This is a genomic window from Bacillus methanolicus PB1 (assembly GCF_000262755.1).
In the GTDB taxonomy this organism is placed as follows: Bacteria; Bacillota; Bacilli; order Bacillales; family Cytobacillaceae; genus Bacillus_Z; species Bacillus_Z methanolicus.
In genome coordinates, this window is sequence record NZ_AFEU01000002.1 from 445,313 (window position 1) to 467,568 (window position 22,256).

At 39.1% G+C, this 22,256-nt stretch carries 25 protein-coding genes; 16 read left to right on the plus strand and 9 right to left on the minus strand.

All coding sequences use genetic code 11. The annotated features are described in order from the left end of the window. Nucleotides 1-75 precede the first annotated feature (75 nt). A complete protein-coding gene (locus PB1_RS07300; protein WP_003351626.1) occupies nt 76-1,020 on the plus strand; it encodes an iron-hydroxamate ABC transporter substrate-binding protein in 945 nt (314 codons plus the stop codon). A 378-nt stretch (nt 1,021-1,398) separates the two neighbouring features. Here PB1_RS07300 and PB1_RS07305 read toward each other — a convergent pair whose 3' ends face one another. From PB1_RS07305 to PB1_RS07315, 3 genes are all read right to left on the minus strand, one after another. After that, nucleotides 1,399-2,448, minus strand: coding sequence for an LLM class flavin-dependent oxidoreductase (locus PB1_RS07305; protein WP_003351627.1), 1,050 nt, complete (start codon nt 2,446-2,448; stop codon nt 1,399-1,401). A gap of 359 nt (nt 2,449-2,807) precedes the next feature. Next, the gene (locus PB1_RS07310) at nt 2,808-3,476 is read right to left on the minus strand and encodes an oxidoreductase (RefSeq protein WP_003351628.1); all 669 of its coding nucleotides are present in this window, start codon (nt 3,474-3,476) and stop codon (nt 2,808-2,810) included. Nucleotides 3,477-3,616: 140 nt separating this feature from the next. Beyond that, the gene (locus PB1_RS07315; protein ID WP_003351629.1) at nt 3,617-4,294 is read right to left on the minus strand and encodes a DNA-binding protein; all 678 of its coding nucleotides are present in this window, start codon (nt 4,292-4,294) and stop codon (nt 3,617-3,619) included. Between the two features lie 206 nt (nt 4,295-4,500). On the opposite strand from PB1_RS07315, the gene PB1_RS07320 reads away from it, so the two are divergent. The 3 genes from PB1_RS07320 to ubiB are packed head-to-tail and all read left to right on the plus strand — an operon-like array spanning nt 4,501 to nt 7,301. After that, complete coding sequence (locus tag PB1_RS07320; RefSeq protein WP_003351630.1) at nt 4,501-5,280, plus strand: patatin-like phospholipase family protein; 780 nt, start codon at nt 4,501-4,503, stop codon at nt 5,278-5,280. Between the two features lie 14 nt (nt 5,281-5,294). Continuing rightward, entirely contained in the window at nt 5,295-5,594 is a 300-nt protein-coding gene (locus PB1_RS07325; RefSeq protein ID WP_003351631.1) for a phasin family protein, read from the plus strand. A 30-nt stretch (nt 5,595-5,624) separates the two neighbouring features. After that, on the plus strand, nt 5,625-7,301 hold the full coding sequence (gene ubiB, locus PB1_RS07330) for a 2-polyprenylphenol 6-hydroxylase (protein WP_003351632.1): 1,677 nt from the start codon (nt 5,625-5,627) through the stop codon (nt 7,299-7,301). 587 nt (nt 7,302-7,888) lie between these two features. On the opposite strand, the gene PB1_RS18050 is transcribed toward ubiB, so the two are convergent. Both PB1_RS18050 and PB1_RS07340 read right to left on the minus strand, forming a co-directional pair. Continuing rightward, nucleotides 7,889-8,146 (minus strand): OsmC family protein, encoded by a 258-nt coding sequence (locus PB1_RS18050; RefSeq protein ID WP_003351633.1) that lies wholly within the window; start codon nt 8,144-8,146, stop codon nt 7,889-7,891. A gap of 72 nt (nt 8,147-8,218) precedes the next feature. Further along, nucleotides 8,219-8,569 carry a DsrE family protein gene (locus PB1_RS07340; protein ID WP_003351634.1) on the minus strand — a complete coding sequence of 117 codons (351 nt, stop codon included), beginning with the start codon at nt 8,567-8,569 and terminating at the stop codon, nt 8,219-8,221. A gap of 190 nt (nt 8,570-8,759) precedes the next feature. On the opposite strand from PB1_RS07340, the gene PB1_RS07345 reads away from it, so the two are divergent. The 4 genes from PB1_RS07345 (at nt 8,760) to PB1_RS07360 (ending at nt 10,503) form a co-directional block, all read left to right on the plus strand. Next, nucleotides 8,760-9,449, plus strand: coding sequence for a Crp/Fnr family transcriptional regulator (locus PB1_RS07345; RefSeq protein WP_003351636.1), 690 nt, complete (start codon nt 8,760-8,762; stop codon nt 9,447-9,449). 228 nt (nt 9,450-9,677) lie between these two features. After that, nucleotides 9,678-9,914, plus strand: a complete 237-nt coding sequence (locus tag PB1_RS07350; protein ID WP_003351638.1) for a glutaredoxin family protein — start codon at nt 9,678-9,680, stop codon at nt 9,912-9,914. A gap of 23 nt (nt 9,915-9,937) precedes the next feature. Continuing rightward, nucleotides 9,938-10,264: a bacillithiol system redox-active protein YtxJ gene (ytxJ, locus tag PB1_RS07355; protein ID WP_003351639.1), complete on the plus strand. Its 327-nt coding sequence runs from the start codon at nt 9,938-9,940 to the stop codon at nt 10,262-10,264. Beyond that, nucleotides 10,261-10,503 (plus strand): glutaredoxin family protein, encoded by a 243-nt coding sequence (locus tag PB1_RS07360; RefSeq protein WP_003351640.1) that lies wholly within the window; start codon nt 10,261-10,263, stop codon nt 10,501-10,503. The genes ytxJ and PB1_RS07360 overlap by 4 nt, the downstream gene beginning before the upstream one ends. A 53-nt stretch (nt 10,504-10,556) precedes the next feature. Here the strand turns inward: PB1_RS07360 and pepT are convergent, their stop codons facing one another. Together pepT and trhA are read right to left on the minus strand one after the other, a co-directional pair. Beyond that, the gene (pepT, locus tag PB1_RS07365) at nt 10,557-11,789 is read right to left on the minus strand and encodes a peptidase T (RefSeq protein ID WP_003351641.1); all 1,233 of its coding nucleotides are present in this window, start codon (nt 11,787-11,789) and stop codon (nt 10,557-10,559) included. Between the two features lie 367 nt (nt 11,790-12,156). After that, entirely contained in the window at nt 12,157-12,804 is a 648-nt protein-coding gene (gene trhA, locus PB1_RS07370) for a PAQR family membrane homeostasis protein TrhA (RefSeq protein WP_003351642.1), read from the minus strand. 132 nt (nt 12,805-12,936) lie between these two features. Here trhA and PB1_RS07375 point away from each other — a divergent pair, with 132 nt between their 5' ends. The 4 genes from PB1_RS07375 (at nt 12,937) to PB1_RS07390 (ending at nt 16,744) form a co-directional block, all read left to right on the plus strand. Then, nucleotides 12,937-13,515: a DUF1836 domain-containing protein gene (locus PB1_RS07375; protein ID WP_003351643.1), complete on the plus strand. Its 579-nt coding sequence runs from the start codon at nt 12,937-12,939 to the stop codon at nt 13,513-13,515. 365 nt (nt 13,516-13,880) lie between these two features. Then, entirely contained in the window at nt 13,881-15,059 is a 1,179-nt protein-coding gene (locus tag PB1_RS07380) for a ParM/StbA family protein (RefSeq protein ID WP_003351644.1), read from the plus strand. 13 nt (nt 15,060-15,072) lie between these two features. Continuing rightward, complete coding sequence (locus tag PB1_RS07385; RefSeq protein ID WP_003351645.1) at nt 15,073-15,675, plus strand: hypothetical protein; 603 nt, start codon at nt 15,073-15,075, stop codon at nt 15,673-15,675. 175 nt (nt 15,676-15,850) lie between these two features. Beyond that, nucleotides 15,851-16,744, plus strand: a complete 894-nt coding sequence (locus PB1_RS07390) for an NAD(P)/FAD-dependent oxidoreductase (RefSeq protein WP_034645100.1) — start codon at nt 15,851-15,853, stop codon at nt 16,742-16,744. A 365-nt stretch (nt 16,745-17,109) separates the two neighbouring features. Here the strand turns inward: PB1_RS07390 and PB1_RS07395 are convergent, their stop codons facing one another. After that, on the minus strand, nt 17,110-17,667 hold the full coding sequence (locus PB1_RS07395) for a Uma2 family endonuclease (protein WP_003351650.1): 558 nt from the start codon (nt 17,665-17,667) through the stop codon (nt 17,110-17,112). A 214-nt stretch (nt 17,668-17,881) separates the two neighbouring features. Beyond that, complete coding sequence (locus PB1_RS07400) at nt 17,882-19,423, minus strand: FAD-dependent oxidoreductase (protein WP_003351651.1); 1,542 nt, start codon at nt 19,421-19,423, stop codon at nt 17,882-17,884. 267 nt (nt 19,424-19,690) lie between these two features. Between PB1_RS07400 and ybaK the strand changes: the two genes are divergently transcribed. From ybaK to PB1_RS18555, 4 genes are all read left to right on the plus strand, one after another. Next, nucleotides 19,691-20,167 (plus strand): Cys-tRNA(Pro) deacylase, encoded by a 477-nt coding sequence (ybaK, locus tag PB1_RS07405; protein WP_003351652.1) that lies wholly within the window; start codon nt 19,691-19,693, stop codon nt 20,165-20,167. Nucleotides 20,168-20,506: 339 nt separating this feature from the next. Next, the gene (locus tag PB1_RS17700; RefSeq protein ID WP_162139920.1) at nt 20,507-20,683 is read left to right on the plus strand and encodes a hypothetical protein; all 177 of its coding nucleotides are present in this window, start codon (nt 20,507-20,509) and stop codon (nt 20,681-20,683) included. Beyond that, complete coding sequence (locus PB1_RS07415; RefSeq protein ID WP_003351654.1) at nt 20,676-21,308, plus strand: Fic/DOC family protein; 633 nt, start codon at nt 20,676-20,678, stop codon at nt 21,306-21,308. The genes PB1_RS17700 and PB1_RS07415 overlap by 8 nt, the downstream gene beginning before the upstream one ends. 209 nt (nt 21,309-21,517) lie before the next feature. Beyond that, on the plus strand, nt 21,518-22,240 hold the full coding sequence (locus PB1_RS18555) for a hypothetical protein (protein WP_003351655.1): 723 nt from the start codon (nt 21,518-21,520) through the stop codon (nt 22,238-22,240). Nucleotides 22,241-22,256 lie beyond the last annotated feature (16 nt).

Consider the following 22,256-nt stretch of genomic DNA (forward strand, 5'->3'; position numbering starts at 1 on the left):
AATTATTTTTATATTGACTTTTTGGTTGATAATGATTATCATTTTTATCGAAATGTTGGACTAAGGAGGATGCAAATGAAGTTTCGAAATACATATTTAGGAATAATCACAATTTTTATTTGTACGATATTGTTGTTAGCAGGTTGTGGTACTAGCAACACGAAGGAAACGAAAGAAAAAACAAAAGACGTGACAGTAACGGATGCAATGGGGGAAGTAACGATCCCTGCCAATCCGAAACGGATTCTTGCTCCATACATGGAAGATTCGCTCGTAGCACTTGGCGTGACACCGGCAGCTCAGTGGTCAATTGGAACAACGGTGCTTGATTACTTGCAATCTGATTTAAAAGACGTGCCGACAATTGGTTGGGATTTACCATTAGAACAAACGATTAAAGCACAACCAGACTTGATTATTTTTAGTTCAGCATCGGCTATTCAAAAAGGGAATTATGAAGAATACAAAAAAGTGGCACCAACATATGTTTTTAAAGATGAAGACAGCGCCGACTGGCGTAAACAATTGGAAGTAATGGGGAAATTGTTAGGGAAAGAAAAGCAAGCAAAAAATGTATTTGCTGATTATGATGCAAAAGTGAAAGAAGCATCTAAGAAAATTAAAGAAGCAATTGGTGATGAAACAGCAGCCATTTTATGGGTAGCTGGCGATCAATTCTACTTGTTTGAAAATACACGCTTTGCAGCAAATGTTCTCTATGGTGATTTAGGTGTTGCTCAACCTGAAATGGTTCAAAATTTACCTGCGGCCGAAGCAACATGGAAGCCGGTTTCACTTGAAGCATTGTCTAAACTTGACGCAGATCACCTGTTCCTTGTTAGCAAACCAAGTGAACCGGGATTAGAAACACTAAAAAACAGTTCTGTCTGGAATGGTATTCCAGCTGTTAAAAAAGGGAACGTATATCATATGGAAGATCCGAGCCATTGGACAATTAGCGGTGTGATCGCTAATAAACTTACCATTGAGAAAATTGTTGATTCGTTAGCGAAAAAATAAAGTGAAAAATCTGTTATGTTGTACGGAGGCTGTCTCAACCTCCATGGCATATCAGCCACCACGATGAATGAAAATGTTTCGACCTTTGACCTGCAATTTATAATGAAATTAGCGGGTCAAAGGTCGTTGCTTTTTTTGCTTTTTACCGGACATTTTCGTATAAAAAGCCTAAGGGTCAGACCCCATAACACAATATATAGGACATAATGTTAGATAAATGTGCTATATATTGATAAATGCACATGGGGTCAGACCCTTATGAGACAGCCTCTGTTTCATTGATTTTCTTTTACGTATCCAGACCTAATAGAACAAAGTATATTACAAAAGGAACCGCTTAGTGCAGTTCCTTTCCATTTTTTGTACATATCGCGCAAATTAAATCCGTGTTTCGCGTTGTTCCTGTAACATCGTGATGCCGGCCACGATTTCAAAGGAACGAAGACGGGCCTGGTGATCATAAATTTGGGCATTGACCATAATTTCGTCGGCCTGGGTATCATTTAAGAATATTTGCAGCTTTTCTTTCACAGTCTCAGGGCTGCCAACGATGGAAGAACCTATTTGCTGCTCGACGGCTTCTTTTTCATATTCGTTCCAAAGAGCATCCATATTGTTCACTGGAGGCTGCAGCGGCACATTATGATTCCGAATCAAGTTCAAGAATTGCTGCTGCATTGTAGTTGCCAGATGGTGCGCTTTTTCATCCGTTTCTGCAGCAATAACGTTTACCGCGACCATTGCATACGGCTTATCAAGCACTTTTGAAGGCTTGAAGGATTGGCGATATATCTCCAGTGCCGCCAGTGTATTGTTAGGTGAGAAGTGGCTTGCAAAAGCAAATGGCAGACCGAGTATGCCTGCAAGTTGTGCGCTGTATCCGCTTGAGCCTAATAACCAGATTGGAATGTTCAAGCCCTCGCCCGGGACTGCTCTTATATGCATTCTTCCTGAAGCTAAAGACGGATCAAAATAGGCGCGAAGCTCAGCTAATTGCTCAGGAAAATCCTCGCCATGGCTTCTGAGGTCGCGTCTTAGAGCATGAGCGGTAAGCTGATCAGTACCGGGAGCGCGGCCAAGACCAAGATCAATTCGGCCCGGAAACAGAGATTCGAGAGTTCCGAACTGTTCAGCAATCACCAGCGGAGCGTGGTTAGGAAGCATGATCCCGCCTGAACCTACTCGGATTTTTGAAGTACCTTGAGCCACATGACCAATGACAACAGATGTTGCAGAACTGGCGACGGCAGAAATATTATGGTGCTCTGCCAGCCAGTACCGGTGATAACCCCACTTTTCCGCATGTTGAGCAAGATCCAGCGTATTTCGAAAAGAATCGGATGGAGTACCGCCTTCTACAATCGGAGAAAGATCAAGTACCGAAAACGGAATATCGGTAATTCGTTTTGCTTTATTATTTTCAGACATACTTTCATCTTCTTTCTTTTTTTATTTTATAATTTAAGAACTTTATGATCATAAAATCAAATAATTTGTTTCTATCGAGTCTGATAAAAAAGTAGGTGAGATTTGAAATGGAAATTTGGCTGAACGAGAGTAAAAGAATATTGAACGGGAGTAAAGAGGCGGCGAACGGGAGTAAACGTGTAATGAACGGGAGTAAAGAGGTGCTGAACGGGAGTAAACGTGTAATGAACGAGAGTAAAGATCTACCGAACGGGAGTAATCGTACTCTGAACGGAAGTAAAAACCCGTCGATAGAGAGTAGTCGTATAAATTTGTATACCGGCCGCCCAACACAAAAACAGCATCCCTTTTGGTACTGCTTATTGTGTTTTCGCGATTGTCTCAATTTCATTCGAAATATAAACATTTACTCCCTTTTTATCACTTTGAGCAATTTTATACATGCCTAAAGCGACTGTTTTTCCTGATATTGCTTTATATTTTTTCAACGGACCAATAAAAGCGAATGAAAGCTTTGCAGACAGAAATGCCCCCACTGTTTCATCAAGTCTGAATTCTGTTCTTTTTCCAAGAAGAAGGGATGGTCTGAGTATATGCAGTGAACGGAACCCAACCTCTTTAAGTTGTTCCTCAAGCAACCCTTTCATTCGTGTATACCATATGAAAGAGTTAGGGTTTGCCCCTATGGAACTAATAACCAGGAACTGTTTTGCCCCCATTTCTTTTGCAACTCTTGCAATGATTAAGGGATAATCAACATCAACTCTTAACATTGCTTCTCTCGATTTGGCTTTTTTAATCGTAGTCCCTAAACAACAGAACACATCATCCACTCTAAAATGATCTTTATAGTTGAACAGATTTTCAAAATCAGCAATTATTTCCTCAAGTTTTGGGTGTTTGATGCCAAGAGGTCTGCGTGCTAATGCGACAACTTTGTCATATTGATTTCCGTTCAGCAGGTAATGAAGCAGCTCTCCGCCAACAAGACCGCTTGCTCCTGCTATCAATGCCGTTTTTCCTCCCAAAAGAATCAACTCCTATTGTTTCGCTTAAATATGGACATTTTTCGAACAGCCAGAAAAACTGGGATAAGATTTTCATTAATAGTTCCCCCGAAAAACCAAAAAACAAACGAAAAAGAGTTTTCTAAGAAATTTAATGAAAATCAAGAAATACTTTCAATAAGGAAGTCAGAAATCATTTCTTTTTCTTTTGTTGAAAGCTGCCCAATTATACCGACAAAATCGCTCCCTAATTTCGCTAATTCACTTCCTAAATTTTTGTTCGCAGTTTGAATAATTGTACCTATAACTGTTCCAACAAACATGATGAGTCTTGTATGGTGTTCATGAATGTCTTCAACGATATATTTAATCAAAAAAATAGTCCGTTCACTGGAATTGTTTAAATAAACAATGAGCAGACATAAGATATATACACAAAGAATTGCTTTTTTCTTAATTTTTGACATTTCCTCTAAAACTTTTTGGATCGCTTTATTTGGGTTTAATTCTTTTAATTGCTGTGAGAAAGCCAACACTTCTTTTTTAATCTCTTCCCATTCTTCCATACTTACTTCAATTGAAGACGAGTTATTTAATAAGTTAAATGCCTTTTTTGATGGTGTGTACACGATTTGGGAGCGGCCCGTTTCCCGATTATTAATCGTATAATCGCGAGTTAGAAAACCTAATTTTTCAAGCTGTTTTAACATATCATAAGCCGTCCATTTACTAACACCGATTGCCTTCGCTAATGTTTCGTAATGAACGGGCAGTTCGGTTCTTTCATATAAATCCATCAATTTTTGCAAAAACTGTTTTTTTCGTTCTGTTAGATTCATGAGTAAAACCACCCTAAAATATTTACATCTTGATTATAGTAAGTTAATCTAGTATTATCAACCCAAAATACCCAAAAACCACAAAAAACAAATAAACTTAACGATAAAGCGAAAGCACGAATACATATCCCTTATTTATTTAAGAGAAAATACAACTAATCGAATCGTATGATTGAAAAGTTTACGGTACACAATTGGAGGGAAATATGAAAAAGATAGGTTTGGCTTTAGGGGGAGGAGCAGTACGGGGATTAGCTCACATTGGTGTTTTAAAAGTATTCCAAAAACACAACATCCCAATTGACTTCATTGTAGGTACCAGCATGGGAGCTGCAATTGGAGGGTTGGTTGCTGCCGGGATTGATATTGAAAAAATTGAAAAGTTTGTTCTCGAAACTCCATCGTATCGAATATTAGAAATCGGTATTCCCAATCGGGGAATCTTTGCCGGCAATAAAATATTTACGATTTTAGATGAATTATTTAAACAAAACGGCCTAAATGAAATTCAGATCGAGGATCTTCCGATACCGTACCAAGCAGTTTCCGTGGATCTGAATAAAGGAGAATTATTTGTTTTTACCAAAGGCAATTTATCGTTGGCCATTCGCGCGACAACGTCGATGCCTGCAATTTTTTCCCCGGTATCGTATCAAGATAAAGTACTAGTAGACGGTGGTGTTCTGAACAACTTACCGGCTGACCTTGCCCGAAAAGCAGGGGTGGATATTGTTGTTGCAGTTGATGTGGAACGAGGATACGAGGAACGTGAGCCGAGAAGCCTATTTGAAGTTGTTTATCGTTCTTACACGTTAATGACGAGAGAAGTGCGCCGTTCCAGGCTGCGCCATGCGGATATTGTAATTCGTCCTGAAGTAGGACATATCGCAGCATTAGACACGACAAAAGCAAAAGAATGCATTGATGCCGGAGAACGAGCAGCTGAGAAAAAAATAAAAGAGTTAAAATCGTTGCTTAACTTATAAAGGAGGAATGCAGCATGAAAAGTTTAATCAATCAAGTTCTTTCGTTAGGATTAGGCGTGGCAGTTACCAGTAAAGAGCAAATTGAAAAAATCGTCAATGATTTAGTAAAAAAGGGAGAACTAAGTAAGGAGGAATCAAAAGAATGGATTGATAAGCTGACGGAAAGAGGCGCTCAAGCCAGGAAAGAGTTAGATGAAATGGTTAAATTCAGAATCAAACAAGTGTTGGATGAACTGAACTTAGTTTCAAAAGATGAAGTCCGTGAATTAGAGCGGAGAATCGAAATGTTAGAAAGAGAAAGGAAGGGCGATTAAAGACAAGTCCTAGTTCGGGAGGAATTTTTTATGATCGGTAAGAGAATGAAACACGCCCAACGGTATCAGGAGATCATAAATACCTTTTTGCGCAATGGCTTTGGTTATATTGTAAAAGACTTGGGCTTGTCAGAGGTTATGTCTTTCCCTAAAAGAAAAGTGAACACAGATACAGATTTGAATCCGGGACGGATTGGTGAAAGAGTTCGGTCGTGTTTGCAAGAGTTGGGTCCAACTTTTATAAAAATGGGTCAAATTGCAAGTACCCGGCGCGATTTAATTCCTGAGCATATTACAAAGGAGCTGGAAAAATTACAGGACCGTGTCCCGCCTTTTCCGTTTGATCAAGTACGGCAAATTATCGAAGTAGAATTAGGAGAAACAATCGATACTATTTTTGATGAATTCCATGAAACACCTATTGCAGCTGCATCGATCGGACAAGTACATTATGCGAGGCTCAATACGAAAGAACAAGTAGCGGTAAAAATTCAGCGACCGAACATTCGGCATGTCATCGAAACAGATTTGGAAATACTGGAAGATTTGGCGAGACTAATGGAATTGCGAATGGATTGGGCAAAGAGATATCAATTACGGGATATGATTGAAGAGTTTGCCAAATCGTTGCGCCAAGAATTAGATTATCGCATCGAAGGAAGAAATGCAGAAAAAATAGCCAATCAATTTACCGGCAATCCTGCGATCCGCATTCCAAAAATTTTTTGGGACTATTCAACGAAAAATGTTTTAACGATGGAATACATTGAAGGAATTAGAGTAAATGACCTAAAAAAGATGGATGAGGAAGGGTATGACCGTAAAGTAATTGCTGAAAGGCTCGCTCATTCTATTTTTCATCAAATTTTAATGGAAGGATTTTTTCATGGCGACCCTCACCCGGGGAATGTACTCGTACTTCCCGGTGAAGTGATTGCTTTGATGGATTTTGGCATGGTGGGCCGTCTTGATCATGACATGAAATACCAGTTTGCGTCTCTCGTTATTTCTTTGAAGCGGGGAAATACGGATGGGATCATCAAAGCCGTTTCTCGTATGGGACTAATTCCGGAAGATGTTGATATGGCATTATTTAGGCAAGATATCGAAGACTTAAGGGAAAAGTATTATGATGTTCCATTAAGTCAAATAAGTCTTGGGGAAGCTGTCAATGACTTATTTACCGTTGCGTTCCATCATCGCATTCGGATCCCTGCCGATTTAACAATACTTGGTAAAGCCCTTCTAACCGTTGAAGGAGTTGTAGAATCATTGGATCCGGAGTTTAGCATTATGAGTGTGGCAGAACCTTTCGGGGAACGTTTGATGAAGGATCGCTATCATCCGAAAAAACTTGCAGAAAGCGCTTGGAGCCATATTGTTGAATGCTCAGAAATCATCTCCGATTTGCCTAAAAAGTTAAGAGAAATAACCTCGATTATGCAACAAGGAAAATTGCGAATCGAAATTACCATTCCCGAACTTCATCTTTTATTGACGAAAATGGACAGAATCAGCAACCGTCTTTCATTCAGTATTGCTTTACTTTCCTTTAGCATTATTATGGTCGGATTGATCATCGGTTCATCGATCGGAAGACAATCAACGCTGTTATGGAGATTTCCTGCGATTGAACTCGGCTTTGGTGTTGCGACAGTGATGTTTCTTTGGATCCTTTATTCGATTTTTAAATCGGGAAGGTTTTAAGTAAATGTGGTCGATGGCTCATAAATGAAAATAACGGCTCATAAGTTGGAGTGACAGCTCATAAATCAGAATTACGGCTCATATGTTCAAAAAAAGGCTCATAAATCCGAATAAAGGCTCATATGTTCAAAAAAAGGCTCATAAATCCGAATAAAGGCTCATATATCCAAATAAGGGCTCATAAACGAAAATATAGGCTCATATATTTAAAAATTCATACTTGATAGATTCCAGAATGCTTAGTTTTATGCCAGTAACACAAAAAAAAGCCCTTTTGCATGCTGAAATTTTCCTATCTTTTTAAAAGGAGTGGCAACGAATGCGCCACTCCTTTTTTCTTGTCAACGCATAAGGCAGAACAAAGCTTGGAAAAATTCGTTACGTAGCACCAAAATGCCACTCCTTTTGCCTTTCCGACTACTCGGCTTTTTTCCAGTTCAACGTCGGCTGCTTTCAACAAATTAAATACAGGGCAGCGGCTGTCTGTTATCTTTTTCAGCTCCTGAATACGGTCTTCCGATTCATTCGTCTTTACTTCTGCGGAAATTTCTGCTTTTTGAAAGTAAGTGCGGACATTTGGATCTCCCTTATAACCGCGAGTCGAGTTCTCCTTTTACGGAAAAAATAATTCCTTGAAGATCAAAGTTGATCTCTTTTGCAACCATGTTTGCAATGATGTTTTCGCAGCCGATCAGAGCGCCCAAAACTGTTTGAAGCGGATTCGGTCCAGTGTTTTTACCCCCTTGGCTTTCCGGTTCATCAATATTAAATGTGTGGGTGCCTGTTGTAATCTTAGATGTGGTTTGTTCAGTAATACCTGAAGCTTTTAATTGTATGCGAGCCATTTACAAACCTCCCATGATAAAATTGTCGGTGGGGATAAAGAACCCCACCGATATTGTTCAAATACGCTTGTATTATAGAGTAATAATTTGATAATCTTCTTTGATCAGCTCTGCAATACTAGCGTGGCCGTCGTTGCCTCTCGCCGATGAAATGTTTGCTTTTTGAATGTCTTCCTGAACACCGAAAGCTCCGGCGCAAAAGTTACAAGCCTCGATCACACCTAAACCTTTCACCTTTTTGTATAACGGGTTCATCGGATGGTTTTCGTCTTCTAAAAGAGGAATCCATTGTGTTCCTTGACCATCAAAAATTACTTTTACTTCTCCGCCGGCAGCGTGGATCTCATCTGCATACACCAGTGCATGGACTGCTCTTCCTAGTTCGTTTTCAGTTGCGTGAACAAAAATCGCTACTTTTTTCATGTCTATTTCTCCTTTGTTTTCTTACTGTTGATGGTTTCATTATAGCCCTGTTATTTAAAGCAAGTCTGTAATCCAGTTCCTTTATTGAATGTGAAGTAGCATACATTATGATAACCAATCTTTAAGTTAGTCATGCAATCCTTCCTATGTTAAAGTAAAAATAGACCACTAAGTTTAGGGGAGAACGTTCATGATTGACAAATTGTGGTATTTGTCTCAAATAAAATTGTTTGACAAGGTCTCTCCGGAAGATATGGAAGAGATTAATAAAGGGACACACCATGCCAAAATACGAAAACATACAATTATTCAAACACCTGATATGGTTCGGGAAGGGCTTTTTTTTGTAAAAGAAGGGGCCTTGCGTCTTTATATTGTCAATTCGGAAGGGAAACAGTTTACTGTCGGTATTTTAGGGAAAGGTAGTACGTTTGGTGAGATCGATTCTGTCTCTTTAGGTACCCATGGAGTTTATATTGAAACAATTGAAGACACTCTGCTTTGCTCTATTGGCAGTGAGCAGTTTGAAAATTTCATTTCCACCCGCCCCTATATTATGAAACGGATAATGAGGATTTTGAGCGATCAATTGAAAGAAAAGAACGACATGCTGGAGAAGATGGCTTTAGGTACGGTCAAAGATAAGGTTCTCTTTCTTTTGCTGAATCTTTCCGAAGAATTTGGTGTGTTAGAAGATGGCTATCACCGAATTGATCTCCCTCTCACTCATCAGGAAATCGGCAACATGATAGGTGCCACTCGTGAATCGGTAACCTCGACGATCAATGAACTGGTAAAGGAAGATATTGTGCGAACAGGCCGTAAAATTATTTCCATTCATCGTGAACTGGTAAAAGGACAACTTTTTGGCCAGGAATAGTATTGGAAATGAAATTGATCTTGGAAAAATTCTAATTAATTTTGGAAAAATACGAAATATTTTTGGAAAAATAAGAATTAATTTTGGAAAAAAGAATGATAATTTTGTAATATTTTTCAAAGGAACTTTCTGCACCACCGCTATTAGTTTTTTGTGAACTATCTTACAGTCATGGCCGCTTTGATGGGGTAATCTGAAAATATTCAACAATGGACAGGTGGTTTTTGCATGAAAATAACCCTGTATGTAAGCGACCATTGCGAGTCATGTGAACAGGTATTGCGTTTTTTCAAGGAAAAAGATTTAATTTATGAAGTGTTGAATGTTACTTTCGATCAGCGGAAGTTTGACCAAATGCTGAGCGAGGGAGGTATTGCTACACCTTTTATTGTGATGGGCAGCCAAACTTTTCATGTGTTTGACCGTGATAAAATTGAGGTTTTTTTGAACACGGCAAAACCATAAATTAGTCAAGGAGAGTGAAAACCATGTCAATTAAACAACTTCAAACAATAGAAGATTTTCATCAATTTGTTCAACAACCGGGAAAACAATTGCTTTTTAAGCACAGCACCACTTGTCCGATCAGTGCGAAAGCCTATGAGGAATTTCAATCATTCCTGAAAGAAACGGACATTTCTGCTGCTGTAGTCCACGTGATTGAAGACCGCCCGGTTTCCAACAAAATTGCAGAGGAATTTGGAATTAAGCATGAATCTCCGCAAATTTTTCTTCTTGAAGATGGAAAAGTACACTGGAATACATCCCATTGGAAGATTACGATGGAATCTATTAGAGAGGCGTTAAACCAATGAACAAACAAATAATTGTTTATTCTGCACAGGGCTGCAATGAGTGCAACATGGTCAAACAAATGCTTACTCAGGAAGGAATTACATTTGAGGTTAGAGACGTGTTGGCCGATCCGGAATATCAAAAAGAAGTAGAAAAGTTTGGCTTTATGGGAATACCCGTAACTGTCGTTGCAGATCAAGCGGTAAAAGGCTTTAATCCAACTGAGCTGAAAAAGCTAATGGAAGCAGCACGCAATTAGAGTGCCGGGCACCATCCGTTGACATTTGTCTTCAGATGGTGCCTGACACTTTTTTAAGCTCTTTGTTCAAATAGTTTGATGATTTCAATGATCACATTTGTTGCTTTGATCATATTATCGACTGAAATAAATTCATATTTGCCGTGATAGTTTTCTCCGCCTGTAAAAATATTCGGTGTCGGCAGTCCCATAAAAGATAGCTGCGAACCGTCTGTGCCGCCTCGGATTGGCTTAATGATTGGCTGAATACCCAAATTCTCCATTGCCTGATAAGCAATGTCGACAATCTCTTTTACCGGTTCGATTTTTTCTCTCATGTTATAATATTGATCATTCATTTCCAGAATAATGTTGTCTTTTCCGTATGTTTCTCTAAATTCATTCACAATTTTTTCGATCGTGGCTTTTCTTGCATTGAAGCTGTTCCTGTCAAAATCTCTAATTATGTAATACAATTTTGTTTGTTCCACGTCGCCATTGATAGAAATTAGATGATAGAACCCTTCATATCCTTCCGTAAATTCAGGTGCCTCACTCGCCGGAAGCTTTCTGTGCAATTCCATGGCGATTTTAGCAGAGTTCACCATCTTCCCTTTGGCTACTCCAGGATGAATGTTTCTTCCTTTAATCGTAATTTTTGCGGCGGCAGCGTTGAAGCTCTCGTATTCAAGTTCGCCGAGCGGACCACCGTCCACCGTGTAAGCAAACTTGGCGTTAAAAGCGGCTACATCAAATTTGTGAGGCCCCCTTCCAATTTCTTCATCAGGCGTAAAAGCTACTCTTACTTTTCCGCGCTTTATTTCCGGATGGTTAATCAAATAAGCCATTGCCGTCATAATTTCAGCAATGCCGGCTTTGTTATCAGCGCCTAGAAGAGTCGTTCCGTCTGTTGTGATTAATGTGTGGCCCTTATATTGGAGAAGGTTTGGGAAGTCTTTCGGAGACAGCACGATCTGTAATTCTTCATTTAAGACAATATCTTTGCCATCATAGTTTTCTACAATTTGCGGTTTAACGCCGGCGCCGGTAAAATCGGTCGCTGTATCAACATGTGCCAAAAATCCGATGGTCGGCACTTGTTTTTCGGTATTGGAAGGGAGTGTAGCCATCACATATCCATTTTCATCTATTGTCACTTCTTCCATCCCGATCGTCTTTAATTCTTCCACCAACATGTTGGCGAGAGCCAGCTGGCCGGGCGTGGAAGGACATGTATCACTTTCATCATTGGACTGCGTGTCTACTTTTACATAGGAAGTAAATCTTTTAATAATTTCATCTTTCAATTTTCCTTCATCTCCCTTTGATTGATTTGTTTTCATCTTACCAGACTCCTACTTTATTTTTCAAAGCATGGGCAACGTTTGGATATTCGCATATGCACGTATAAACGAATCATTTCACCGGTACCATACAGAAGCATTTGTTTCTCATCATAGGTGACGATGTCATGCATTTTTTTAGATGAATAAAAAAACGGGTTATTCCCGCTTATTTAAAAAGTTAGGAAAGTAAACTTTGCGTTTTGAGTATAAAATCGTATCAAGTTAGTCAAATGATTTTAAAATCTTTCGGGTTATGATCCTTTATTGCGATATATTAGTCGTCGAACATATTTATGAGCTCATTTCGTATGTTAAAAAAGGGACCCTTTTATAGAACATACAAAAATACGCTCAAAAAATGAGAGATGCTTCCGAGCAGAATGAAGATGTGAAAAATCTCATGAAAGCCCATGTATTTTGATTGTAAAAATTTCGGTTTCGTTGCGTAAATAATACCGCCGGCCGTATAGAAAATCCCTCCGAGCACTAAAAGAAACACGCCATTACGATCTAATGTTTCAGCAAGGGGCGAAAAAGCGAAAATAATAATCCATCCCATTAGAATGTACAGCAAAGTTGACAGCCACCTCGGACATTTAAACCAGATCATTTTGAATAGCACGCCGCAAACAGCTATTGATGTGACAATGGCAAAAATCGTCCAGCCTGCATTTCCCTTTAAGGTAATGAGGCAAAAGGGAGTATATGATCCTGCAATCATGACAAAGATCATCGAATGATCGAGCCGTCTAAGGAAGGCAATAACCTTATCTTTTGCAATGACCATGTGATACGTCGCAGAGGCAGAATATAAAAGGATCATGCTGATGCCAAAAATGATCACAGCTGTAATGGCGAGTTTTGATGATGTTGTCATCGAAGCTTTGATGACCATTGCAAGCAGTCCGGAAAATGATAAAATCGCACCGGCTAAATGTGTCAGTCCGTTAATTGGTTCGCGGATATAATTGTTCACTGAATATTCCTCCTGCGATATTATGTAGTTTTTAATACTATATTTAATAATATATGTATAATGAAAGGTAGTCAACAGTTTACTAACATCATCAATAAAGATAAAATGAAAGAAAAAACAGAGGTTGGAACAATGGAGAAAGTAAATGAAATCATTGCAGATCTTGGGTTTGAAAATATCATTACATTGGAGGATCTTCCGAAAATTGACTTGTACATGGATCAAGTAATTCAATTATTTGAACAAAAATACGGTGCAACAAAACGTACGGAAGATGAAAAAGTTTTAACGAAAACGATGATCAATAACTATGCCAAAGGAAAACTGTTTTTTTCTATTAAAAATAAAAAATATTCAAAAGAACATTTAATATTAATCAGCTTGATCTATCAGTTAAAAGGTGCGCTATCCCTCAATGATATTAAAACGACTCTTGATGGTTTGAATGAAAAGATCATAGCAGGGGATTTCAATTTAGAGGCTTTTTACGAGAGCTATCTTTATCTTTTTACGAAAAATGTCGAATCCTTTAAAGAAGATATTGAAGAAAAGGCGAAAGATGTAAATGAAGAAATCACCAAGCTGGAAGAACAAGATTCACAGTATTTGGAGAAGGCATTATTCATCGCTACACTTGTTAACATTAGCAACTTGTATAGAAGAGTAGCGGAAAAGCTAGTTGATGAAATAAAAGAATGTAAAAAAAGCTAAAAGTTGTACTGTTTTTTACGGAAGCCAATAACAGTAAAGCAGAAGTTTATCGGGGGCATAAAGCCACTGGAAGACTTTTGCTTTTTTCTGTATGTTACTGCATAGAACAGAACTATACGATCATTCCTTGTAAACAAATATGTTTGCATGTTTACGTATTGTTTGCAATTGCAAACATTTTTGTTTACATGTTTACAAAAACGTTTGCTTCCTTATAATTCGACATGTTTACAGTTTTGTTTTTAAGTTTACATTCGCGTGTACATGTTTACGTTTTCGTTAATATTTTCCAAGATGATTGAATCCTCTTTCACAGTCATATACGCTTAACAAAAAACCTATGACTGAAAAGGAGGATTTTTTCAATGAGCAATAGCAGAATAGCGGCGGTAGACGTTGGAAATGATTCGTTAAAAGCGATTTTTGGAAAATTCGAATATGAATTAAATATTCCGAACGTGATTGCTAGAGACATCGAGGACAGACCTGTTATCGGTATAGAAGAATTAGATAATCAAGATCCTTTGGACGGTATACATATCAAAGTGCACTCCCCTGCTCTAAAAGAAAATAACGTTATTTATCGTGTCGGCCATTTAGCTACAAAAAGTGACAATGCTTCTGAATTAGACCCCGGCAGCAGCAAGTCAGCAGAGGATCAAACATTGGTCTTGCTGTTTGCTTCCCTTGCTTTGGATGCGGTCCGGCCGGAAAATTCCAATATGTTTCCAAAGTCGAAAAATGTCATCGATGCGAATTATACTTTGGGCACCGGCTTGCCTCTTCGCGAAGTAAAAGAAGGAAGAGATACCGGCTACCGCTCGAAATTATTAGGTTCCGTTCACCAAGTTGAATTTTTAATTACCCCTAAATATCAAGGATTGAAAGTAAATATCAAATTTGATGAAGTGAAAGTGTATCCTGAAGGGTTTGCTGCATTCATTAACCTTGTCATGGATAATAATTTGAATATTATCAATAAAGATTTAATTAATAAAAGAATCCTTATCCAAGATATTGGCGGATTATCGACAGATATCGCCGTCATTAAAGACCGAAAAGTGGATGATGATAAAGCACAAGGATTTAATCTTGGCGTTTCTGAGGCTTTAGAGGCGATCAGGGAAGAGATTCGCTCACGGCACGGAGTCGAATTGGACAGCCGCCGCGATGTTGTAGAGATTATTACAAAGAAGAGCGATCGCAATCATATTATGGTAAGGGGCAGCCGTACAAGTGTCCATGATATTACCGACCGAATCCTCCTTGATTTGGCGAAGAAACAGTATCGACTTTTACGAAATATGTGGCAAAAGAATTCCCAAACCGAGATTTGTTACTTTGTAGGCGGAGGTTCCATTATTTTAAAAGATTATATTAAAACGTTAAATAATAATTTAGACGGCTATAATATCGATTTTTTTGAAGATGAAAAAGAAAGCATCTGGATGATGGCGAATGCTTATTATAAATTAATTTCTGACTATGTTCGTAGAACGGCAAAAGAGAAAAAGGGAGAGGAACAAAAACCTGTGAAGGCTTAAATAAGGTGATATTATGAGCAAATCAGCATCAAACGGGATCAAAAGGGGACAAACAATCGCCTTTCGTGTACCTTCGGATACTCCCGACCACATAGTTAAACAGTTGCAGAAATTGAAAGAAACAGAGAAGCGGAATTTTTCCAGTAAAATTGCTGAATTCGTGATTCAAGGTATCAGCCAGACACTTTCTAAAGAACGGGAAATGATTAGCATTCCTCTTCCGCAGAAGCTGAGCAAAGTTCAGCGGGACTGGCTCAAACATGAGCATTCAGAAGCTCTGTTAGGGAGTATTCTTTATCACCTGATAAATGATCCGGTTCGTTCCACCGCTCTTCTTGCGGCGTTAAACAGCAAAGCCACCGATATCGATGAGGCCCTCTATTTGCAAGAAGAACCAATGGCTGATTCCGATTTTGACGAACGTTTGGAGGAACCTGTGAATCAATCACTTGATGAATCGAATGAAACTCTAAATGAAATAGAAGACGATTTAGCTAATTTTAGTTGGGACAGTGCAAAATCACAGCAAAGCATTGAGGAAGAAAAGAAAGAAGAGGAAGAGGTAGACGACCTTGACAGCCTGCTTGGAGGATTTCTTGAGCAGATGAATAAGTGAATTGTTAAGCCAAAGATCTCTTAATGGTCTTTGGTTTTTATTTTTATCAGGCTTCACATGAAACGCTTTGGACATGATTCACCTGCCGGAGTTCACGCAAGAAACTTTATGTGTTGCAGGACGAAAAAGAGGAAACGATAGTAACGAGAAACAATGAATGAAAGGCGGGGATCACGTGATTTATGATTGTTTAATCATCGGCGGGGGAATTGCCGGTCTGCAAAGCTCAATCCTGCTCGGAAGATACGATCACAATGTGCTTGTTATTGACTCTAACGATGGACGTTCCAATATATGCAATGGCTATCACAATATATTAGGGTGGCCTGACGGGATCAGCGGCCCGGAGCTGAGGAATATTGGCAAAAAGCAGGCCGAAAGTTTTGGAGTCAATTTTGTTGATGATAAAATTGAAAAAGCTGAATCGATTGATGGAAATTTTGTACTTAGCGGCAAGGATGGGAGCAAATACACCGGAAAAAGGCTTTTGATTACAACCGGGGTGATGGATCGGATTCCAAATTTTCCGGAGCTTTTTCCATGTCTTGGCTTAAGTGTGTTTGTTTGTCCGGACTGTGATGGATATGAGGTCAAAAATAAACGAACAATTGTATTGGGATCGGGAAACCCTGGCGCTAATATGGCATTGACGCTATATTATTGGACGAAGGAGCTTATTTATATTAATCATGAGCAAGCCGAAGTAGATGAAAAGGTTTTAGAAAAGTTAAAAGTAAAAAATATTGAGTATATAAATGTTCCTATTCAAGAAGTGATGGCAGATGGGGAGAATTTTCAGGGAGTAAAGCTGGCAAACGGGGAAAATGTCATGAGCACTCGAGCATTTATTGCTTTTGGCGGAAAAGAGGTGCGGTCAGATCTGGCAAGACAGCTCGGAGTAGAAGTCCTTGAAAACAAGCATATTCTTGTCGATTCGAGAACAAAAATGACGAACATCCAAAACGTTTGGGCGGCGGGAGATGTAGTTGCCCATTCCGAGAAAGCAGTAATTGCCATGGGAGAAGGAGCTCAGGCAGCCATTTGGATTCATAAAAGTTTATTGAATTGACACTTTAAAGCGTTAATGCAATGAGGGACAGGCCCGCACCACTTTAAAGCGTTAATGGAGTGCGGGCCAGACCCGCGCTGCTTTAAAGCGTTAACGCATTGAGGGTCTTGCCCGCGCTGCTTTATGCAATTGACAACCCTTCTATGGTTGGAAAAATTGTCCGTGAGGGCGATGTTTACTTTCGCTGTCATGAAATTAAAGAAATTGGCAAACTGGACATGGAAAAGACTATGCCCAGCCTAATATAAGGATAAAATGCCTATAAATATAGGAAGAAATAGACAAACCCAAACTCAAATGGAGAATTTAAGTTTGGGTTTGTCGACAGTCTGGAATTGACGAGAGAATCTCGTAATTCTTTTGTGTTATAGAATATTTTTTAAATTTAGTGTAAAGTCTTTAAAAAGAAAAGATTGTAAGGAACTATCTTCTCCGAATACCTCTCTTTGAGTAAAATGGTTCTCCACTAAACCATATACTTCTATTGTCTTATGAATCGGATCCACCATCCAGTATTCTTTTACCCCGTACTTTTCATACAGCTTGAACTTTTCATTTCGATCTTTTAAAGCGGTAGATGGTGATAGAACTTCTACCACTAAACCAGGAGCACCTTTGCATCCTTTTTCATCTATTTGTTTTGGATTACAAATGACAGATATATCAGGTTGAACAACAGTATCAGGATTGTTATAGTCTTCTGTTTCACTTAATCGTACATCAAATGGAGAAATAAAGGCTTCACAAGTTCCTTTACTTAAATAAGAACTTAGAGCAACATATAATTGTCCGACTATCCTCTGATGCTGTGTAGAGGGTGCTGGTGACATGTTATAGGGAATACCGTTTATTAACTCCCATCTTCCTTCCCATTCACAATAATCTTGATAAGTGTATCGTTTTCTTGGCTCTGGAGTTTTCATGCTTATCCCCCACTCAATGTTCTCACCTTTTCCTTATGTTATCACCATTTCTCCGCCGAAGGAAGCCCCAACTTTAGTCATTGGGTAGTTGACATTTATTTGGTGAAAAGTAGAAGAAATGCCCCTTTCGAAAGAGGCATTTAACAGCTCAAATAGCATCCTGTTACCGTTTAGCTGCACTTTTTTTCATCTAATACACGCGTCAATATAGATGCTATTGATTTTCGATTTGTTTTAGAGGAACTTCCGCAGGACCTTCGACTACTTCTCCTTTATAAGAATAACGCGAGCCATGGCAAGGACAGTCCCATGTTCGTTCCCCATTATTCCATTCCAATTCACAGCCCATGTGCCTACATGTTGTATCTACAATATACAACTTGCCTTCTTCGTCTTTATAAGCTCCGGCGCGTTTGCCATTAACAGTCACAGCCGCTCCTTCATCAGTACCTAATTCTTCAGGATATTTTGCAGGGTGTTCAAGTTTGCCTTCAATGAGATCTTTTGCAACCTGTAAATTTTGTGAGATAACTTTCTTTAAGCTTGGATCAGCATTAAATCTGGATGGCGTAAACAAGTCTTCATAACGGTTTTCTTTATTTAAGATAAGATCTGTAATCAACATGGCAGCTGCCGTTCCGTTTGTCATTCCCCATTTGCGGTAACCGGATGCAACGTATATATTTGGATTGTTTGAGGAAATCGGTCCGATATATGGAACTTTGTCCAATGTAGTTAAATCCTGGGCAGACCATCTGTAGGGGATTTCCTTTATGCCGAATGTTTCTTCGGCAAATGCTTCAAGAGCTTCATAATGTTTCATTGTATTAAAGGCATGTCCGGTTTTATGTCTTTCGCCGCTAAATAAGATAAGCTTTTCCCCGTCTATTTCTGCATAACGAAGAGACCGGGTCGGCTGTTCAGCATTAATATACATTCCGCCTGAATACTCTTTCTCTGTTTTTACCGCGAGTACATATGAACGTTCGGCATACATCCTCGCAAAATATGCACCGGTTTTATCAAAGAATGGGAAATGGGAAGCGATGATGACACTCCGGCATGTGATCTTATGGCCGTCTCTTGTCGTGACAACGGGATGTTCGCCTTTTTCGATATCAACGGCTGTTGTATTCTCGTATATGCTGCAGCCGTTTTGGGATAGATATTCCACAAGCCCGGATAAGTATTTCAAAGGATGAAATTGTGCTTGTTTTTTCATGACAATTGCAGCCTTCATTTTTACCGGAATGGGAATTTCAGATAGGAATTCGACGTCAATCCCCAGTTTTTCATAAGCTTTCAATTCATTGATGATTTTTTGCGTGTAGTTGCTCGAGTTTGTATAAACATAGGCATCCTCTTCATTTAAATCACAATCAATTTGCCGATCTTTTACTGTATTCTTTATAAATGTCAGTGCATCTATGCTTGCTTGATAGTAAAGCTTAGCTTTCTCTTCCCCAAAGTGGCTGATCAATTCATCATAAATCAAGCCGTGCTGGGCAGTGATTTTTGCAGTTGTATGTCCGGTCGTTCCGTTTAAAATATTCCCCGCATCCAGGAGGGCAACTTGAAGCCCCTCTTTTACCAGTAAATAAGCGGCAGTGATCCCGGTTATTCCGCCTCCGACAATGACGACATCCGCTTCTCTGTCGCCCGTCAGTTTTTCAAACGACGGAAGATTGGCAGAATTCCTCCAATACGGTTCGGGAAACTGAGGCATTTTTTTGCTAACTTTGTCATTTTCAGCCATTCTTCTACCTCCTTTAGAATCGGTATTCCTGTATTTTCTTCCACGCAATAAGTCAATGTGAACAAAGTGCCCACTCTGTTACCACTATTTCCCTTGAGCAAGAAAGTTATTCATTTAACATCGGGCTTTATTGCTTTAAAGCATCGCGGGCCAGACCCTCACCACATTAACGCTTTAAAGCGTTGTAAGGGCCAGACCCCTTTTTTTGAAATCGTTCATTCAAGTGCTAAAATAAATTTAGATAACAAGCAAGGGAGCAGCGAAAGAATGGCACAGATAAAAACGAATGCGATGCGAATTCTTGACGCAAAGAAAATTCATTACCAAACTATTACATACGACAATAAGGATGGAAAAATTGACGGGGTTTCCGTCGCGGAAAAAATAAATAAAGACCCGAGGCAGGTTTTTAAAACGCTGGTAGCGCAAGGAATAAGCAAGGAAGTATATGTATTCATCATCCCGGTCGCGGAAGAACTGGATTTGAAAAAAGCGGCAAAAGCCGCCGGGGAAAAGAAAGTAGATCTCATTCCTGTAAAAGATATTCAAAAATTAACAGGTTATATCAGAGGCGGCTGTTCTCCTGTCGGCATGAAAAAGCAGTACAAAACATTTCTCGAAGAAACAGCCTCTGAATGGGAAACGATTGTTGTTAGCGCCGGGAAAATCGGTGTGCAAATGGAACTAGCAGTCGACGATCTTTTAACAGTGACGGAAGGGGTATTAGCAGATTTAATTAAATAAAGATCGCCATGCCTGTAAAAGGTGTGGGTTTTTTCAACATTTTAAAACAAATAGAGTGCTGATGATACAAAAAACGAAAACAAATGTCAATTTCTGATGCATATTGCGATCAATGATATAATAAAAGGTACAATATACGACTGACTTCTTTTTATTGATTTGCAATAATTAATTGGAGTGTTTCTTATGTCATTAAATGGACAAGGAATAAAATTTGCTAAATCGTCTGTTTCAGCTAGGGTAAAAAAGGGCAAATTGGTTAAAAATCGAACATTCTCTCGTGCATATAAGAAAAGAAATAGAATTGAAAGTCATTTTATGAGGGGAGGATTAACTTCTTTGTCAAAAAATCCTTTTTTTGATTTGAATGAAGGAATGAAACAGGTAAAAGGTACAATGGCAATTGAAGGATTTTATTTACGAGCTGAAGAAGAGGAGCTAATAAAAGCAAAAACATTAGGTTTGATTTCTGAAGAGGAATTTCTTAGAAAGGTTCTAGAACTATCGTATGAGTGATCGATATGTATATCCTGGAACCAATGTTTTAAAAAATAAGCTGCATGTTAAAGAACAAGATCGGCTTCACAAAATCGAACGTATTCTTACCGGAAGAAGATTGTTAGAACTTTTTGAAAATCCTATTATTGGGAACTTTGATTTATTACATTTACAAGCGATTCACCGTTATATTTTTCAGGATTTGTATGATTGGGCAGGAGAGATAAGGGTAGTTGATATATCAAAAGGGAACCTTTTTGCACGGCATATGGTATTGAGCACGTATTTTAGAGAATATGTGGAAATACCATTAAGAAATGAAAGCTATTTAAAATATATTGATAATAAAACTGATTTTGCTACAAGGCTAGCGTACTATTTTGACCATGTGAATGCGGCTCATCCCTTTAGGGAAGGAAACGGAAGAACACAGAGAGAATTTTTTAGGATACTAGCACTGAGCAATGGTTTTTTATTGGACTGGTCTAAGGCCAGCTCTGAAGAAATGATAGATGCCTCTATTAAAGCTTTAGAAGATTTAAATCTTAAGAATCTGGAAAAATTAATTTTCAAATGTATTCAAAATGAAACACCTGATGCTAACTTAATTAAGGCATATAATACTCTAAAAGAAAAAGGCTGATATAACAGGATAAAAACCTAATATCAGTCTTTTTTGTTTTTGCAAAAATATTACAGATTTTCTAATTGTCTTATAGGTACTCACCAACTTACGGAGAACATTACAGATGAGTTTAAGAAACTGGATGAAATAACTGTTTAATACTTTTTTCACCATAATAGATGTTTTGCATACATTACAAAGTAAGCCATTTGAAAGGGGATTATCAATTGAATTTTTATCCATATTTCCCGACAGTTTTTCCGAATTTCTCAGTTCAAGACGGATTTCGCCAATTTAATATTCTGCCAGTACCCGGCAGTCATCAAGGGTATTCACCGGTCCCGGCTTACGGCAGTGACGGATCTCCTTCCGACGATTTCAGAAGTTATCCGTACCCCGGAGGCCAGCAGGGATATCCGACAGCCCCGCAGTTCGGCACCCCTGGATTTCCTTCCGGCAATTTCGGAAGTTATCCGTACCCCGGAGGCCAGCAGGGATATCCGACAGCCCCGCAGTTCGGCACCCCTGGATTTCCTTCCGGCAATTTCGGAAGTTATCCGTACCCCGGAGGCCAACAGGGATATCCGACAGCCCCGCCGTTTGGTACTCCCGGATCTCCTTCTGATGATTTCGGAGGTTCTCCATTCCCGGGCGGCCAGCAAACAGGAGGTTCTCCATTCCCGGGCAGCCAGCAAACAGGAGGAGCGCCGACATCGCCTCCGCCTTCGTTTACTCCCCAGCAGTCAGTTTCCCTTCAGGCAGTCGACCCAGGAGCGATAAGGGGCTGTTTATACCGTTATACTTATATTTGGTTAGATAACGGCCGCAGTTTCTGGTTTTATCCAACTTATGTCGGCAGAACATCTGTTTCGGGTTTTCGCTGGAGAGGCAACAGATGGGTGTATTACGGAACAGACTTGCAAAGAATCCGTTCGTTTCAGTGTTTCTAGAAGAGAAAAGAAGAAA

Coding starts and splice junctions, on each gene's coding strand:
- PB1_RS07300 (WP_003351626.1), top strand. CDS start 76: ATGAAGTTTCGAAATACATATTTAGGAATAATCACAATTTTTATTTGT.
- PB1_RS07305 (WP_003351627.1), bottom strand. CDS start 2,448: ATGTCTGAAAATAATAAAGCAAAACGAATTACCGATATTCCGTTTTCG.
- PB1_RS07315 (WP_003351629.1), bottom strand. CDS start 4,294: ATGAATCTAACAGAACGAAAAAAACAGTTTTTGCAAAAATTGATGGAT.
- PB1_RS07320 (WP_003351630.1), top strand. CDS start 4,501: ATGAAAAAGATAGGTTTGGCTTTAGGGGGAGGAGCAGTACGGGGATTA.
- PB1_RS07325 (WP_003351631.1), top strand. CDS start 5,295: ATGAAAAGTTTAATCAATCAAGTTCTTTCGTTAGGATTAGGCGTGGCA.
- ubiB (WP_003351632.1), top strand. CDS start 5,625: ATGATCGGTAAGAGAATGAAACACGCCCAACGGTATCAGGAGATCATA.
- PB1_RS18050 (WP_003351633.1), bottom strand. CDS start 8,146: ATGGCTCGCATACAATTAAAAGCTTCAGGTATTACTGAACAAACCACA.
- PB1_RS07340 (WP_003351634.1), bottom strand. CDS start 8,569: ATGAAAAAAGTAGCGATTTTTGTTCACGCAACTGAAAACGAACTAGGA.
- PB1_RS07345 (WP_003351636.1), top strand. CDS start 8,760: ATGATTGACAAATTGTGGTATTTGTCTCAAATAAAATTGTTTGACAAG.
- PB1_RS07350 (WP_003351638.1), top strand. CDS start 9,678: ATGAAAATAACCCTGTATGTAAGCGACCATTGCGAGTCATGTGAACAG.
- ytxJ (WP_003351639.1), top strand. CDS start 9,938: ATGTCAATTAAACAACTTCAAACAATAGAAGATTTTCATCAATTTGTT.
- PB1_RS07360 (WP_003351640.1), top strand. CDS start 10,261: ATGAACAAACAAATAATTGTTTATTCTGCACAGGGCTGCAATGAGTGC.
- PB1_RS07375 (WP_003351643.1), top strand. CDS start 12,937: ATGGAGAAAGTAAATGAAATCATTGCAGATCTTGGGTTTGAAAATATC.
- PB1_RS07380 (WP_003351644.1), top strand. CDS start 13,881: ATGAGCAATAGCAGAATAGCGGCGGTAGACGTTGGAAATGATTCGTTA.
- PB1_RS07385 (WP_003351645.1), top strand. CDS start 15,073: ATGAGCAAATCAGCATCAAACGGGATCAAAAGGGGACAAACAATCGCC.
- PB1_RS07395 (WP_003351650.1), bottom strand. CDS start 17,667: ATGAAAACTCCAGAGCCAAGAAAACGATACACTTATCAAGATTATTGT.
- PB1_RS07400 (WP_003351651.1), bottom strand. CDS start 19,423: ATGGCTGAAAATGACAAAGTTAGCAAAAAAATGCCTCAGTTTCCCGAA.
- ybaK (WP_003351652.1), top strand. CDS start 19,691: ATGGCACAGATAAAAACGAATGCGATGCGAATTCTTGACGCAAAGAAA.
- PB1_RS07415 (WP_003351654.1), top strand. CDS start 20,676: ATGAGTGATCGATATGTATATCCTGGAACCAATGTTTTAAAAAATAAG.